This is a genomic window from Flavobacterium sp. AJR, from assembly GCF_002156885.1.
Classification (GTDB): Bacteria; Bacteroidota; Bacteroidia; order Flavobacteriales; family Flavobacteriaceae; genus Flavobacterium.
On record NZ_NCWQ01000066.1, the window covers coordinates 18,086 to 35,280 of the forward strand.

Below are 17,195 nucleotides of genomic sequence, written 5' to 3' on the forward strand. Positions count from 1 at the left end.
TAGAAAGACCTATTGCGAATACAATAAAATTAATCAGCAAAAGAAGATATCCAAAGTTAACAAGAAATGAATACATAAATCATATTAAGATTAAAGAGGACTAGATGGATCTCCTCCTGGAGGACAAGGCTGACTAAAATCGTATATTGCTGGTGCTATAACATTTACATGATTTTCAGTATCTCCCTCTTTATGGTTGCTTTCAGGTAGCATATCTACATAAATACCCGTTTTTTCGTCATATCTGGTTCCTACAATCAGCAAAGTTTGCTCTCCATCATCGTTGATTCCCATATAAGCTCTTACTGCATCTATTTCTTGCTTTAAAACTAATTCTAAATTTATTTTTGGAATTAAAAAGGCACGAACTTTATTTTTAAGGTCGATTTCAGTTTTTGGATCGCTCCATTTTTTTGTCCATTTTTCAGCAGTCGCCAATGGAATTTCCGTGTCTTTTTCTCTTAATCTGTAGTTTTCTTTCATAATTCAGGTTTATAATTAATTTAAAATTTAACTCAGGTCTGTTAATAGTTGTGCTAAACTACTGTTTTTTATTTTCTTAACAAAAAAAATAAAATCAGTAAAAGACTAGTGAAAAAATAAAAAAGCTTCATTTTATACTTAACGTTTTTTTTTAACAAAAATAATCCTAAAATAATAATTACAATTAAAAAATAACAATCCAAAAACCTCACACAACTTCTATTTATTAAGTAAAAACCTGTTTAAATTCAAAATGTAAAAACAGGTATAAATACGCTTATCCAGAATTCCTTTATGATTTAATTTTGATTGTAAACTATTTAAACCTAAAAACTATGTCTACAGAACCATTTATTGGAGAAATTAAAATCCTAGCATTCAATTTTGCTCCTAGAGGATACATGACCTGCCAAGGTCAAACTTTAAGCATCGCACAAAACACCGCATTGTTCTCTCTTATAGGCACTTATTATGGAGGAAATGGGCAAACAACATTTCAGCTTCCTAATTTACAAGGTCGTATGCCAATAGGACAAGGGCAGAGCTCTTTAGGAGCTGGCTTTGTGATGGGACAAGCTGGAGGAGTAACAGCTGTTTCAATATTGACTTCAAATATGCCTGCACACGTTCACTCTTTGAATAGTGTATCAGTAAAAATTAAGGCATCGACTGCAAATGCAGATGAGTCTGCAGCAGAAGGAAATTTTCCTGCTACAACAAAAGCATCTGCTTACTCTGGTAATGGAGCAACCAATAACGTTTTTACTGGAGGTACTGCAATTTCTGGTAATACTGATATAGCTGGTTCAAGTATACCAATTGACATAACAAATCCATACTTAACAATAAATTATTCCATTGCTACCCAAGGAATATTTCCAACTAGAAATTAATTAAAATTAAAAAAGAGAGCTTCTATATGAAGCTCTCCTTTTTATTACATAAAATATATGCAAGTAATAGGGATTCTACTGTCGCGTTCTACATATTATCAAACAATTGGGTTTGATTTATATGAAGGTCTCCATTCTGGTTTAAAACAACTTGGAAGGGGTGATATCAAAATAGTTACAGAAAACATAGGTTTTGGTGCCGATAAGCAACAATGTTATCGCAGCGCCGAAAAACTTCTGCTCGAAGAAAATGCATCTATCGTAATTGCCTACATAGGACATCGTACTGCTCAATTACTTCGACCACTTTTTCTGGCGGCAAATAGAATACTGATTGTTTTAGATGCAGGTGCAAATATGCCTCATGAATGGCCAACCTGTCCAAATATTTTTTATCATTCTCTTCATAACTCTTTAGGTGCTTCTCTCGCCGCTAAAGAAGCAACAAAAGATGGATATAAAAATGCTGGCATGGTAACAGGTTATTATGATGCTGGCTACCTACATACATATAGTATTTCTAAAACATTTCAAGATAATGGAGGAACGATAGCTTTTAATCATGCTACTGGTTATAAAACAGATGATTTTACGATGGAACCTTTAAAAGAACACTTAACTAATTTTCCTGAGAGTGCTCTATTAAGCATTTTTAGTGGTGATTATGTCGAATGGTATTTTGAACAAATTAAAAACACATTCGAAGGGAAAAATTTACCGATTTATCTACCTCCATTTGGCTTAGAAGAAACAATGTTAGGTAATTCAATTTATCCAGGTAAAAATATAAAAGGGATTGCTGCTTGGTCTAAAAAAATCAAATCAACAGAGAATCAAATTTTTATTGAAACACTAACCGAATTAGGCAAAACACCTAATCTTTTTTCTTTACTAAGCTGGGAAAGCGCAACTATTGCGTTAAGAGCACTAGAACTTTCTGATGAGCATAAAAATAATGTGTCAAATATTGCTCAAGATCTCCAATCGCTTTCATTCATAAGTCCTAGAGGTGAGATTTATTTTGATCCAAAAACGAATACATCAATTTCCCCATTATATAAAGTAGCCGTCATTTCTGATAATGAAGGCAAATGTGAATTACAATTAGAAGGTGAGGTAACAGAAGTAAACGAATATTATAAAAAACTAACAGACCAAGATTTGGATCAGACGACATCGGCTTGGTACAATAGTTATGTCTGTATTTAACTATGGAAACACAGAAAAAAATAATGGTACTATGTGGCGGAAAATTCGCCTTTAACACATTGCAATTATTAGCATATGAGAGGTTTATATGTGCAATAGGTATTGGAAAAAGCAATAGCACAATAGTAGATGCTTTAGAAAGAGAATCTGAGGACAATAACTTCGGATTCAAATCATTCCCATCTAAAAAAAGCATGGAAGAGATGAGAAGCTGGATTGATACTATTAAACCCGATTACATATTTTGTATCTCTTTTCCATTCCTTCTTCCTGAATCTGTCCTTTCTTATGGAAATGATAAATTCATCAATTTCCATCCAGGACCTTTACCACAATATCGCGGCGTTATGCCAATTTTTGAAGTACTCAAAAATCAAGAGAAAGAGACAGCCATTTGCGCGCATTTTATGAATGAAAAATTTGATCAGGGAAATATTATTTTCAATGACCCTATAAGAATACAAGAAAATGAGACTTACGGAAAATTGACTGTAAGATTAAGCAGCCGTATGTCGCAAGTTGCTTTAAATATGGCAAATATGCTACAATTTGCTAGTAATATTCCCAATCATCCTCAAGATGAATCATTGGCTTATTATTATGAAAAACCAGAATTGGCAGATACTTACATTAATTGGAAACGGATGTATGCAGATGAAATCATCGCATTAATAAATGCATGTAATCCTTGGAATTCAGGTGCCGATGCAACTTTAATGAACGAACAGGTTAAGATAATAGCAGCAACCCTATTAGACGAACCCCATGAAGAGAAACCAGGGACAATTATTTCTATAAACAATACGATAAATGTAGCTTGTGAGGACAACAAACAAATTGCAATCGAAATACTTAGTACAGACGAAGGTATAATGACGGCTAAGCAATATGGCTTATTAAAACCGTTAATGGCAAACCCAATATCTAACTAATATACTTAACTATCAATTTAAAACTATCAGATTATGAAAAAGAACTTTACTATTATTTTTGCGATATTGCTATGCCTCTTTTACACAAGAGGTAATGCTCAAACGCAATTTTGGTCCGATACATTTGAGGATACCGGTGCTCCAAGTTCCGGTGCACGAACTCCATCTGTGGAATTTTCTTGTGGGGGACCACCAGCGTCTTCTTACTTTTTTAGAACGACGCCAGCAGGAATTGCCCTCAATAGTGTCCCTCTTCCAAACACTTCTTACACAGGTTTTCAAGGTAGTAAGATATGGGCTGGAGAAGATATTGATAAAGGCCCAAGCTGTGCAAACAATTCTATATCTCCTAACCAACAAGTTTCTTGGCTAAACATCAACATCACTGGAAAAAGTGGATTATCTTTTAAAGGTCTTTTCGCTGCAAATGATCAAAATGATTGGCAAGGTTCAGAAACTGGTGCCCTACAAGATTATGTTGCTGTAGAATATAGAATTGACGGAGGGGCATGGACTAAACTGTTAGCATTTTATGCCGGAGCAGTTGATGGTGGTCCTTCTTTGAAACTAGATACTGATGGAAATTTAATTGGGGATGGAGCTGCATTAAGCTACGCGTTCGGAGAGTTTGCTGCAAATATTCCTGGTACAGGAACTACTTTGCAAATTCGTTTAAATGCTTCTGCAAATGGATCACTAACACAAGAATTTGCAGTAGATAATTTCCGTCTTTTCGAAACACCTGCGTGTACAGCACCCGTTATTACAGCCAATCCACCTAATAGAAGTCTGTGTCCAGGAAGCAATACTACATTTTCTGCTGGTGCAACTGGAGCTACAACTTACAAATGGCAAGTTGACCAAACAGGCGCTGGAACTTATACTGACCTGGCAAATGCCGCTCCATATTCTGGAGTTACAACTAACACATTAACTATAACTGGTGTAACCACAGCAATGAGTACTTATAGATATAGAGCTGTTGCAATTAATGGAGTCGCTACTTGTTTTGCAAATACTAATTACGGCACATTATCAGTTTCTAACATAACCCTTGCGGGCGCGCAAGATAATATCGTTTGTGTAGGTACCGCTACGGGTAGTGCATCCGTTATTCCAAGTGGAGGTATTGGTACTTATACATATTCATGGGCACCATCTGGTGGTACTGGAAGTATAGCTACAGGCTTAAGTGCAGGAACCTATACAGTAACTGTAACAGATGGTATACTATGCCAAGCAACTAAAACTTTTACTATTATCGAAACAGGTACACCAATAAGCATAGTACCTACACAAACTAATGTAAGCTGTAACGGTGGTTCTAATGGATCTGCAACTGCAACAGCAACAGGTGGATCTGGTACTCTTACTTATTCTTGGTCGCCATCTGGTGGAACTGCAGCAACAGCCTCTGGTCTTACTGCAGGAGCATATACTGTGACTGTAACAGATGCTAACGGATGTAGTAAACCACAAGCCTTCAATATCATACAACCTAGTCTAATTGTAACATCTGGTACTCAGGTTAATGTAAGCTGTAATGGTGGTTCTAACGGTTCGGCAACTGTAACTGCAACTGGTGGAGCTGGTTCATATACTTACTCTTGGTCACCTTCAGGTGGAACAGCAGCAACTGCATCTGGGCTAACTGCTGGAGCATATACTGTGACTGTAACGGATGCTAACGGATGTACCAAACCTCAAGCCTTCAATATCATACAGCCAAGTCTAATTGTAACATCTGGTACCCAGGTTAATGTAAGCTGTAATGGTGGATCTAACGCTTCTGCAACTGTAACTGCAACTGGTGGAGCTGGTTCATATACTTATTCTTGGTCACCTTCTGGTGGAACTGCAGCAACTGCATCTGGACTTACTGCTGGAGCATATACTGTGACTGTAACGGATGCTAACGGATGTACTAAACCACAAGCTTTCAATATTATAGAACCTAGTCTAATTGTAACATCTGGCACTCAGGTTAATGTAAGCTGTAATGGTGGTTCTAACGGTGCTGCAACAGTAACTGCAACTGGTGGAACTGGGACTCTTGGCTATGTATGGTCACCTTCTGGTGGAACAGCCGCAACTGCCTCAGGGTTAACTGCTGGAACGTATACCGTAAGAGTAACCGATGCAAATGGGTGTTTTAAAGATCAATCTTTTACTATTATAGAACCAACTGTAATTTCAACATCTGGAACTCATACCGATGTAAGTTGCAATGGTGGATCTAACGCTTCTGCAACAGTAACTGCAACTGGTGGAGCTGGATCGTATACTTATTCTTGGTCACCTTCTGGTGGAACTGCAGCAACTGCTTCAGGATTAACTGCTGGAACATATACCGTAACTGTAACTGATGAAAATGGGTGTTTTAAAGATCAATCTTTTACTATTATAGAACCAACTGCAATTACGACATCTGGAACTCACACGAATGTTAGCTGTAATGGACAAGCTGATGGTACGGCAACAGTAACTGCATCTGGTGGTTCTGGAGCTCTTAGCTACACATGGTCGCCTTCTGGTGGAACAGCTTCAACTGCTACAGGATTAACTGCTGGAACGTACACCGTAACTGTAACTGATGAAAATGGGTGTTTTAAAGATCAATCTTTTACTATTATTGAGCCTGTCGCACATAATTTAGCGGTAACTTTTGGCGGAAATAATGTATTAAGTGCTAGCCAATCTGGTGCAACTTATCAATGGTATCAATGTTCAGATAATTCACCAATCGTTGGAGAAGTAGGTCAATCGTTTACTCCAACAGCAAATGGGTCTTATAAAGTTGCTATAACATTAAATGGATGTACTGTTTCTTCGCAATGTGTTGTTGTAAGTACTTTGGCAACACCTGAATTTGAGAAAAAAGCTCAATTTATCATGTATCCAAATCCGAGCAAAGGTGTAGTAAACATCAATACAGATCATGATAGCGACTTAAACATTGTTAATCAATGGGGACAAACAATTAAAAAGGTTAAAGTTTCTGCTGATACTACTAACTCAATTAATATCGAAAGTCTGACGGATGGAATTTATTTTATTTGCGAAGTAAACGGAAATAAAGTAATTACCCATAAATTAATTCTAAAAAAATAAACATAAATGGGAGATATTAAAAAAACATCTCCCATTTTTTTTTTAGTTTAATAAACATCCTTATAAATTTTATACGATAACCGTCTCCAAAATATACAACTTATGGAAAGAAGATCCTTTGTAAAAAAAACAAGCTTATTAACTTCAGGTCTTTTCTTTTTCTCTACAAAAAATCTATTCGCAATACCTGAGAAAAGCAACATCAATATTAATAATCTAGATTTAACACCAATACTTATCAGTAGTAAAAAAATTATGATAAAAGGTAAAATTTTAGATTCTAAAACACATTTCCCCATAAACGCTGATATGTATGTAAAAACTAAAAGAAATAGATTTTTTTCAAAAAAACATTCTGTTAATGCACTAAATGGATCCTATTCAATTTTTTCGGGATTTGCAAATTCAGAAAAAATATCCGAAAAATTAGTCATCGAAATTAAAGTAGATGGATACAAACCTTATGAAGGAAATCTATATTTAACACCAAAAGGTTGTAATATTCATAGTGATCAATGGCAATATAATCCTGACTTTAAACCAGAATATTGTCCAGTTAATTATGAAGAATCTAATTTGTTGTTTTCGAACTTTAATTTTTATTTAGTAAAAGCATAGATCTAAAATAAATTAAAAAAAGGGGAAATTGTAAAAACAATTTCCCCTTTTTTAGTTATCAATACTACTTTAGTAATATCGTAAATAGTAATTTAAACATTAAAATGGAACATCACTATCATCATCATCGTCATCATTAAAGTTACTTCCAAAAGCTTCGTTTGCAGAAGGAAGATTTTTAGCAACAAACGGATTGTCATCATGATTCATTTTAGATGGTAAATCATCATAACTACCTGAAAAATCATCAAGGTTATCAAATTTCCCAAGGTGTCCTATAAATTTCAATCGAACGTTTTCGATACCACCATTACGGTGTTTAGCGATCATTATTTCTGCCTGACCTGCGGTTGGTGAAGCCTCATCATCATCCCATTCTTCAATTTTGTAATATTCTGGTCTATATAAAAACGAAACGATATCAGCATCCTGCTCAATCGCTCCAGATTCACGAAGATCCGATAGCAACGGACGCTTACTTGATCCACGCGTTTCAACAGCACGCGATAACTGCGAGAGTGCAATTACCGGAACGTTTAGCTCTTTTGCCAAAGCCTTTAAGTTTCGGGAAATTGTAGAAATTTCCTGCTCACGATTTCCTCCACCTTTACTATTTCCTCCAGCAGTCATCAATTGCAAATAATCAACAATAATAATTTTAATACCATGCTGTGAAACTAAACGACGACATTTTGCTCTTAAATCAAAAATAGAAAGTGATGGTGTATCATCAATAAACAAAGGAGCTTTTTCTAAGTTTTTTACTTTTGTACTCAACATCTCCCATTCATGAGGTTCTAACTTACCAGTACGTAATTTCTCAGATGATAATCCAGTTTCCGATGAAATTAACCTCGTAATTAACTGTACTGATGCCATCTCCAGAGAAAACAAAGCTACAGGATGCCCAAACTGAATAGAAATATTTCTAGCCATCGAAAGTACGAACGCTGTTTTTCCCATCGCTGGCCTAGCCGCAATAATAATTAAATCACTCGGTTGCCATCCAGAAGTCAGTTTGTCCAAATTAGTAAAACCAGTTTCAACACCACTTAAACCTTCTTGCTTAGCAATTTCTTCAATACGCTTTTTTGCCTGAAGTACTAAACTCTGAGCAGTTTCAGAACTTCGTTTAATATTTCCTTGCGTTACTTCATATAGTTTAGATTCGGCCTGATCAAGCAAATTAAACACGTCTGTTGTTTCATCATAAGACGCTTCGATAATTTCCGAAGAAATTCGAATCAAACTTCTTTGAATAAATTTTTGAAGAATGATACGAGAGTGAAATTCGATGTGCGCAGAAGAAGCTACTTTTTGCGTAAGCTGAATTAAATAAAAATCACCACCTGATATATCTAATTTTCCATTCTTTTTTAGTTGTGCCGAAACTGTCAGTAAATCGATTGGTTGAGTTTCAGTAAAAAGCTGAACAATCGCTTCAAAAATATACTTATGTGCATCCTTATAAAAAGCATCAGGCTGCAAAATATCAATCACATCATCTACACCTTTTTTATCAATCATCATCGCACCTAGTACAGCCTCTTCTAAGTCCAGTACCTGCGGGGGAAGTTTCCCTTTTTCTAAATTAATAATTGCGGTTTTATCGACCTTAATTGGGTTTATATTTTTGAAGTTTTCCATATAGCGAATGTAACAAAATTTAGAAGAGATATAACTATCTAGTTGTTACGAATAATTGTTTATAAGTTAATGTATATTGTTTAAAACCAAAAAAAAATCCGAAACGATAAGGCTTCGGATTTTTTATAAATTTGTAAGAATTTATTCTTTGTATTCGCCCATTTTACTGTATTTGTCCATTCTCTGGGCAACTAAATCGGCTGTTGATAAGTCTTTCAATTCATTATATCCTTTAGTGATATATTGTATAACTGTTGTAAAAGTAGTTTCTCTGTCATAATGAGCTCCACCTAATGGTTCTGGAATAACATCATCAACTAATTTTTGTTTTTTCATGTCAGAAGAAGTCAATTTTAATGCTTCAGCTGCTTTCTCTTTATACTCCCAGCTTTTCCATAAAATAGAAGAACAAGATTCAGGAGAAATCACAGAATACCAAGTATTCTCAAGCATATATACTTTATCTCCTACACCTATTCCTAAAGCTCCACCTGAAGCACCTTCACCAACAATAATCGTGATAATTGGCACTTTTAAACGTACCATTTCAAAGATGTTTCTTGCAATAGCTTCACCTTGTCCTCTTTCTTCAGCTTCAAGCCCTGGATATGCACCTGGAGTATCTACTAAAGTTAAAACAGGAATACCAAACTTTTCAGCCATTTTCATCAATCGTAATGCTTTACGATATCCTTCTGGATTTGCCATACCAAAATTTCGGTATTGACGTGTCTTAGTATTGTATCCTTTTTGTTGACCAACAATCATGTACGACTGCCCATCAATTTTTCCTAAACCACCAACCATAGCTTTGTCATCTTTAAAACCTCTGTCTCCATGAAGTTCTAAGAAAGTATCTCCGCACATAGCCTTAATATAATCTAAGGTATAAGGTCTGTTTGGGTGTCTTGACAATTGTACACGTTGCCAAGCTGTTAGGTTTTTATATATACTCCTTTTAGTTTCTTCTAATTTCTTATTAATTTGCTTGCACGTTGGCGTTACATCAACATCTGATTCTTTTCCAATGATAACACACTTTTCTAACTGCTCTTCTAATTCTTTGATAGGAAGTTCAAAATCTAAATATTCCATAGGATCTTTTGAATTTTTGTTTTTAAATCGAACCGCAAATATAAAAATATTATATTGTTTGGCGTGTTTATTTAGTATTAAAGTATAAAAAAATAAAGTCAAAAAGAGTTAAAACATTATACTTTATCATCTTTTTTATAGTGTTTAAAAACACCATTTAATATAACTGTAATTACAATTATAATAGCACCAATATAAAATTCGGTACTCATTTTCTCTTTTCCTCCTAATATAAAATACGCTAAAATAATTCCATAAACAGGCTCTAAATTAGTCGTAAGCATAACAGTATAAGGAGTAAGTTTTCTCATTACTTTTACCGAAGCAGTAAATGCATAAGCAGTACATACCGAAGCCAAAAGCAGCAATAACAACCAGTTGTTTACAGAAAGCACAAAGAAATCGGCAGTAAACTTACCTTGAAATAAAAAGTAAATAGTAATAAAAAAAACACCTGCTCCAAATTCATAAAAAGTAATAACCGAAGGCTCATGATCAGCAATTAATTTACCATTCATTAAAGTAAATAAAACTCCTAGAATTATAGAAGCTAAGGCATAATACATTCCGTTTAAGTACTGAATTTCAACCTGCATTATCAGAGCCAAACCAGCAATGATAATAAGCCCGAAAAAAACTTCATACCATAGCACTTTTCTTCCAAAAAAAATTGGTTCCAATAAAGACGCAAAAAAAGCACCTAAAGAGAATATAGAAAGTGTTATCGAAACATTAGAAACATGAATTGCCCTAAAAAAAAATATCCAGTGCAAGGCAATTAGCAATCCCACAAAAATTAACTTAAAAAAAGCTTTTACAGGAACATGAAATGATTCTTTCTTAAAAATAATAAAGCCCCCTAAAAAAATCCCTGCCAAAAGCATTCTGTACCAAACCAAAGCTTCTGCATTTATAGTAATTAATGCGCCCAGAATAGCAGTAAATCCCCAAATAAAAACAATTAAATGAAGACTTAGGTAACTTTTTAGTTTATCGTTTTGCATTACGTAATAAGAAAACTGCCAAAATTCCAAAAGCAATATTAGGGAACCAAACGGCAAATAAAGGTGAGAAAGTTGATTTTTCGGCTAGTGTACCAAATATTTTGTCAAAGAATACAAAAGCAAAAGCAAGTGCAATTCCTATTGCCAAATTGGTACCCATTCCCCCACGTCTTTTCATCGAGGAAACAGCAACAGCAATAATCGTTAAAATAAATGCCGAGATAGGAACACTTATTTTTTTATACAAAACAACAAGATATACATTGATATCACCAGAGCCTCGTTTTTTTTCTTTTTCTATAAAATCGTATAACTTACCAATACTCAAGGTTTCGGCAATATAAACCACAGGAGTCAAATCTTCTAAATCAAAAGTAAATACAGCTTTCTTCTCAGCAGCTTTCTCAATTTTATCATCTAATTCTCCCAAAGTCCTTTTAGTATAATCATACATAGTATAAGTACTATCTTTTGGATTCCACTGGATACGACTTGCAGTAATTTTAGAAATAAGTTCTTCTCCTTTAAACTTTTCTAAAGTAAAATTAAAAGCAGTTTTAGAAACATCATTAAAGCTATTTACATAAATAAACTCATTGTCATTTATTTGTCGATATACATTTGTATTATTCCCATGCATAGCTTCCTTTCCACCACCTTTAAGATACGTGTATCTAAAATTATTAAAGCCTTCACTTGCTGCAGGAACAATATAAAACCCCATCAACAATACAAAAACCGAAACAATCGAAGCACCTATAATATAAGGCCGTAAAAAACGCGAAAAAGATATTCCCGAACTTAATATAGCAATAACCTCAGTATTATTCGCCAATTTAGATGTAAACCAAATCACCGATAAAAATAAAAATATCGGAAATAAAGAGTTGGCAAAATAAATAGTAAAATTATAGTAGTAAACAACAATATCCAAAAACGGAATCTTGTTCTCTAACATCTTGTTAATCTTCTCCGAAACATCAATTACAATCCCAATCGGTATAAATAGCAACAACATCACTGTAAAAGTGGCTAAATATCTCTTTAAGATGTATTTGTCTATTATTGTCAGCATAGATAAGTATAATCGTTTTTTTGCTAATATTTAACCGAATAAACGATTAAACAGTAAATACATTTACAGTCTTTGGCTCATATTCTTAACCATCATTTCTTTCCATGGCATAAAATCTCCTGCTAAGATATGTTTTCTAGCCTCACGAACCAACCACATATAAAAGCCAAGATTATGAATCGTAGCGATTTGTTTTCCTAGATACTCATTAGCAGCAAACAAATGTCGCAAATATGCTTTAGTATATTCAGTATCTACAAATGTAATTCCCATCTCATCAATTGGAGAGAAATCAGCTTCCCATTTTTTATTTTTAATATTGATTGACCCATTTGCAGTAAACAACATTCCGTTTCTTGCATTACGAGTAGGCATAACACAATCAAACATATCAACACCCAAAGCAATATTTTCCAAGATATTAATTGGCGTACCAACCCCCATTAAATAACGAGGTTTATCTTCTGGCAAAATTTCGCAAACAATTTCAGTCATAGCATACATTTCTTCAGCTGGTTCACCAACCGATAATCCACCTATAGCATTACCTTGCTGACCTGCATTAGCAATATATTCAGCCGACTGACGACGTAAATCCTTATAAGTACTACCTTGAACAATAGGAAAAAACGTTTGCTCATATCCATATTTAAAAGGCACTTTATCCAGATGATTAATACAACGATCCAACCAACGGTGAGTCATATGCATCGAACGCTGCGCATAACGGTAATCACAAGGATACGGCGTACACTCATCAAAAGCCATAATAATATCAGCCCCAATAGTACGCTGAATTTCCATTACATTCTCAGGAGTAAAGAAATGATAAGATCCATCAATATGTGATTTAAACTTTACACCTTCCTCTTTAATTTTTCTGTTTGCAGACAATGAATACACTTGATATCCACCAGAATCTGTCAATATATTTCTATCCCAGTTCATAAACTTATGCAAACCACCAGCTTTCTCAAGAATTTCAGTTTGCGGACGCAAATACAAATGGTATGTATTTCCAAGAATAATATCAGGGTTTATATCGTTTTTCAACTCCCTTTGGTGTACACCTTTAACCGATGCAACAGTACCAACAGGCATAAAAATTGGAGTTTCAATAACTCCATGATCAGTAGTAATACTTCCCGCTCTCGCTTTCGATTGCAGATCTTTTTGTAATAAATCAAACTTCATATACACGTTTTTCAGTCGGCAAAGATAGGCTAATTTGAAAATTAGATAATTAGATAAATCAAAAAATTAAAGATGTTTTATGAATTAATTTGGGCATGTCCCTTCGGGTCGGGCTATTCGCTATATCTTTTGTTCCATTTCATTACACAAAAGAATGTCGCTATTATCCCTCATGCAAAAAAAATCCACTAAATTTGGATATAAAATATCGAATATAACATTGACCTAATGAATTTATCACAAAAACTAGGATACCCCAAAGACAGCAAACTATTAATCATCCACGCCGATGATGCAGGATTATCCCATTCAGAAAACAGAGCAACAATACAAGCGCTACAAAACGGAATGATTAATTCTTATAGTATTATGGTACCTTGTCCATGGTTTTATGAGATAGCAAACTTCGCAAAAGACAATCCACAATTTGATAACGGAATTCATTTAACACTTACCTGCGAGTGGGAGAACTATAAATTTGGTCCAATATTACCCATTAATGAAGTACCATCATTAGTAAATAAAAATGGCTATTTCCATAAAACCAGAGTAGACTTTATAAATAATGCAAAACCAGAAGAAGTAAAAAAAGAACTTCGAGCTCAAATTGAGAAAGCATTACATTTCGGATTAAAACCCACCCATCTCGATTCGCATATGTGCAGTATTGGTGTATGTCCTGAGTTTTTAGAAATATACAAAGCTCTAGGAAAAGAATACAACTTACCCGTTTTCATCAATAAACAATTTGTAGAATCGATAAGCTTATCCAACGAAAAGTATAACTATGAGAACACTCTTGTAGCCGACAATCTCCTAATTGGAAATTTTACAGACTTCGAAAAAGGTGAACTTAAAAAATCTTACGAGAAAGCTTTAGATAATATAAACTCCGGTTTCAACGTTTTCTTGCTGCACCCAGCATTCGATGATAATGAAATGCAAGGCATTACAAAAAACCATCCTAACTTTGGTTCTGAGTGGAGACAAATAGACTTTGACTATTTCACAAGTAACGAATGCAAACAAAAATTAAAAGAGAACAACATACGACTAATCACCTGGAGTGAAATTCAGAAAATTAGATAAATATGCCAATTAAAAATAAAAAAACAAAAGATTAATACTTCTTAGTAGCTACAATTTTAGATAATTATAGATTTCAGAGCCTTAAATCAAATTATCTAATCGTCAAATTATCCAATAATCTAAATGCTACATTTCCTTTAAAATCATTTGTCTTACGGCAAAATAAAAATTACTTTTGCAACAGTTTAACTTTTACACATAAAATGAAGCCTAACACACAACAATTAAGCGATTTAACTATCCAAGTAAGAAGAGATATTCTTCGAATGGTACATGCTGTCAACTCAGGTCACCCAGGTGGCTCACTAGGTTGTACTGAATTTTTGGTGTCTTTATACCAAAATATTATGGACCGCAAAGAAGGTTTTGATATGGACGGAATCGGAGAAGATCTTTTCTTCCTTTCAAATGGTCATATTTCTCCAGTATTTTATAGCGTTCTAGCAAGAAGCGGTTACTTTCCAGTTTCAGAATTAGCAACTTTTAGATTGCTTAACTCTCGTTTACAAGGACACCCTACAACTCACGAAGGATTGCCAGGAGTTCGTATTGCTTCAGGTTCATTAGGACAAGGATTATCTGTAGGAATTGGAGCTGCACAAGCTAAAAAACTAAACAAAGACAATCATATTGTATACACATTACATGGTGATGGAGAATTACAAGAAGGACAAAACTGGGAAGCTATCATGTATGCTTCTGCTAAAAAAGTAGACAACCTAATTGCAACTATCGATCTTAACGGAAAACAAATTGACGGAACTACAGACGAAGTTTTAGCAATGGGAAGCATTCGTGCTAAATTTGAAGCTTTTGATTGGGATGTTATAGATATCAAAGAAGGAAACAATATCGATGCTATATTAGCAGGTATGGCAGATGCAAAATCAAGAACTGGAAAAGGAAAACCAGTTTGTATTTTACTACATACTGAAATGGGTAACGGTGTAGATTTTATGATGCATACACATGCTTGGCATGGTAAAGCACCTAACAACGACCAATTAGCTAATGCATTAGCTCAAAACATTTCAACTTTAGCAGATTATTAAAAAAGCATTATACTTTTCATAATAAGCTTTATGCCTATTATTTACAAAGTATACTACTTATAGCAACAAAAAAATGAAAAAATATACAAATACAGGAAGTAAAGATACTCGTTCAGGTTTCGGAGCGGGAATGACTGAATTAGGTCAGAAAAACGAAAATGTTGTTGCATTATGCGCTGATTTAATTGGTTCATTAAAATTTGATGATTTCAAAAAAAATCACCCAGAGCGTTTTTTCCAAATCGGAATTGCTGAAGCAAACATGATTGGAATCGCAGCAGGTTTAACAATTGGAGGTAAAATTCCTTTTACAGGAACTTTTGCTAACTTTTCTACAGGAAGAGTTTATGACCAAATTCGTCAATCTGTAGCTTACTCAGATAAAAACGTAAAAATTTGTGCATCTCACGCAGGTTTAACACTTGGAGAAGATGGAGCAACACACCAAATATTAGAAGATATTGGTTTAATGAAAATGCTACCAGGAATGACCGTAATCAATACTTGCGATTACAATCAAACTAAAGCAGCTACACTAGCATTAGCAGATCACCATGGACCAGCTTATTTACGTTTCGGACGTCCAGTTGTACCTAACTTTACACCTGCAGATGAGCCATTCGTAATTGGAAAAGCAATTTTATTAAACGAAGGTACAGATGTAACTATTGTTGCTACAGGACATTTAGTTTGGGAAGCACTTATTGCTGCTGAAGCATTAGAAGCAAAAGGAATCTCTGCCGAAGTAATCAATATCCATACAATCAAACCACTTGACGAAGAAGCTATATTAAAATCTTTAGCAAAAACAAAATGTATTGTTACTGCCGAAGAGCACAATATACTTGGAGGTCTTGGAGAAAGCGTTTCTAGAGTATTAGCATTAAACAATCCAGCTCCACAAGAGTTCGTAGCTGTTAATGATAGTTTCGGAGAATCTGGTACTCCAGAACAATTAATGGAAAAATACAAGCTAAACAATCAAGCAATTGTTGAAGCTGTAGAAAGAGTTATCAAAAGAAAATAATTCTTTTACATACTATAAAATTAAAAACCTGCTCAATCGAGCAGGTTTTTTTATGTCTGGACACGAAATAATACTTCATTATATACATTATAACACATTTTTATCGCTTGGAACTGTTAGACACTATTCACAAACGATTTCGCTCCATAAACATGCTGAAATTATACCGCAAAGCTTCTCAAAGTTTACACAGAGTCTCGTAAAGATTTTTTTTACTTGTAAAACTAAGATAGTTTATTGCGAAATCTCTAAGATGCAAAGCTCTTTTAAGTATAAATAATACTTTAGGCTTTAACCGCAAAGGGAGAAAAGAGAAAAACGCAAAGGCTCACAAAGCTATTGATTAAACTTTACGAACCTTTGTATAATCCTTTGTGCTCTTTGCTGTGTTTATTTTACCAAATTTTTTAGATTGTCGGGCTACTAATTGATCCATTTTAACCGCAGAAGAAGGAAATAGAAAAAACACAAAGGTTCACAAAGCTATTGATTAAACTTTGCGAACCTTTGTGTTTTCTTTTGCGGAATTTTGCGAAACTACCTTTTCACAAAACAGTCATTTCTGTATATATTTTATTTGAGTTATATCAAAAAAAAATCCTCATCAAATAAATGATGAGGATTCTAAAGAAAGGCGACGACATACTCTCCCACATAACTGCAGTACCATCTGCGCAGGCGGGCTTAACTACTCTGTTCGGGATGGGAAGAGGTGAGCCCCGCCGCAATAACCACCTTAAGGTCGTTGTTACTTGAGGTAACTTTT

14 protein-coding genes and 1 rRNA gene are annotated in these 17,195 nt (G+C 34.5%); 8 read left to right on the forward strand and 7 right to left on the reverse strand.

The window, feature by feature from the left end; genetic code table 11:
- Positions 1–90 precede the first annotated feature (90 nt).
- Complete coding sequence (locus B8T70_RS16930; protein ID WP_052250197.1) at positions 91–483, reverse strand: hypothetical protein; 393 nt, start codon at positions 481–483, stop codon at positions 91–93.
- A 335-nt stretch (positions 484–818) separates the two neighbouring features.
- On the opposite strand from B8T70_RS16930, the gene B8T70_RS16935 reads away from it, so the two are divergent.
- From B8T70_RS16935 to B8T70_RS16955, 5 genes are all read left to right on the forward strand, one after another.
- A complete protein-coding gene (locus B8T70_RS16935; protein ID WP_086895581.1) occupies positions 819–1,376 on the forward strand; it encodes a phage tail protein in 558 nt (185 codons plus the stop codon).
- A gap of 57 nt (positions 1,377–1,433) precedes the next feature.
- Positions 1,434–2,585, forward strand: coding sequence for an ABC transporter substrate-binding protein (locus tag B8T70_RS16940; protein ID WP_086895582.1), 1,152 nt, complete (start codon positions 1,434–1,436; stop codon positions 2,583–2,585).
- A gap of 2 nt (positions 2,586–2,587) precedes the next feature.
- Entirely contained in the window at positions 2,588–3,517 is a 930-nt protein-coding gene (locus tag B8T70_RS16945; RefSeq protein ID WP_242667506.1) for a methionyl-tRNA formyltransferase, read from the forward strand.
- A 33-nt stretch (positions 3,518–3,550) separates the two neighbouring features.
- On the forward strand, positions 3,551–6,628 hold the full coding sequence (locus tag B8T70_RS16950) for a T9SS type A sorting domain-containing protein (RefSeq protein ID WP_086895583.1): 3,078 nt from the start codon (positions 3,551–3,553) through the stop codon (positions 6,626–6,628).
- Positions 6,629–6,730: 102 nt separating this feature from the next.
- Positions 6,731–7,246 carry a hypothetical protein gene (locus tag B8T70_RS16955; protein ID WP_039116468.1) on the forward strand — a complete coding sequence of 172 codons (516 nt, stop codon included), beginning with the start codon at positions 6,731–6,733 and terminating at the stop codon, positions 7,244–7,246.
- Positions 7,247–7,345: 99 nt separating this feature from the next.
- On the opposite strand, the gene dnaB is transcribed toward B8T70_RS16955, so the two are convergent.
- From dnaB to tgt, 5 genes are all read right to left on the reverse strand, one after another.
- Positions 7,346–8,893: a replicative DNA helicase gene (dnaB, locus tag B8T70_RS16960; RefSeq protein WP_086895584.1), complete on the reverse strand. Its 1,548-nt coding sequence runs from the start codon at positions 8,891–8,893 to the stop codon at positions 7,346–7,348.
- Positions 8,894–9,034: 141 nt separating this feature from the next.
- Entirely contained in the window at positions 9,035–9,988 is a 954-nt protein-coding gene (locus B8T70_RS16965) for an acetyl-CoA carboxylase carboxyltransferase subunit alpha (RefSeq protein ID WP_039116471.1), read from the reverse strand.
- A gap of 116 nt (positions 9,989–10,104) precedes the next feature.
- The gene (locus B8T70_RS16970; protein WP_039116472.1) at positions 10,105–10,992 is read right to left on the reverse strand and encodes a DMT family transporter; all 888 of its coding nucleotides are present in this window, start codon (positions 10,990–10,992) and stop codon (positions 10,105–10,107) included.
- Positions 10,979–12,067 (reverse strand): LptF/LptG family permease, encoded by a 1,089-nt coding sequence (locus tag B8T70_RS16975; RefSeq protein ID WP_086895585.1) that lies wholly within the window; start codon positions 12,065–12,067, stop codon positions 10,979–10,981. Before B8T70_RS16975 ends, B8T70_RS16970 begins: the two co-directional genes overlap by 14 nt.
- Before the next feature lie 63 nt (positions 12,068–12,130).
- Positions 12,131–13,261 carry a tRNA guanosine(34) transglycosylase Tgt gene (gene tgt / locus B8T70_RS16980; protein WP_039116475.1) on the reverse strand — a complete coding sequence of 377 codons (1,131 nt, stop codon included), beginning with the start codon at positions 13,259–13,261 and terminating at the stop codon, positions 12,131–12,133.
- A gap of 228 nt (positions 13,262–13,489) precedes the next feature.
- Here tgt and B8T70_RS16985 point away from each other — a divergent pair, with 228 nt between their 5' ends.
- The 3 genes from B8T70_RS16985 to B8T70_RS16995 all read left to right on the forward strand — a co-directional run bounded on the left by B8T70_RS16985 (position 13,490) and on the right by B8T70_RS16995 (position 16,429).
- The gene (locus B8T70_RS16985; protein ID WP_086895586.1) at positions 13,490–14,350 is read left to right on the forward strand and encodes a polysaccharide deacetylase family protein; all 861 of its coding nucleotides are present in this window, start codon (positions 13,490–13,492) and stop codon (positions 14,348–14,350) included.
- Between the two features lie 203 nt (positions 14,351–14,553).
- Positions 14,554–15,402, forward strand: a complete 849-nt coding sequence (locus tag B8T70_RS16990; RefSeq protein WP_039120505.1) for a transketolase — start codon at positions 14,554–14,556, stop codon at positions 15,400–15,402.
- A gap of 73 nt (positions 15,403–15,475) precedes the next feature.
- Positions 15,476–16,429 carry a transketolase family protein gene (locus B8T70_RS16995; RefSeq protein WP_039120506.1) on the forward strand — a complete coding sequence of 318 codons (954 nt, stop codon included), beginning with the start codon at positions 15,476–15,478 and terminating at the stop codon, positions 16,427–16,429.
- A gap of 629 nt (positions 16,430–17,058) precedes the next feature.
- Here B8T70_RS16995 and rrf read toward each other — a convergent pair.
- A 5S ribosomal RNA gene (gene rrf / locus B8T70_RS17000) occupies positions 17,059–17,168 on the reverse strand.
- Positions 17,169–17,195: the final 27 nt, after the last annotated feature.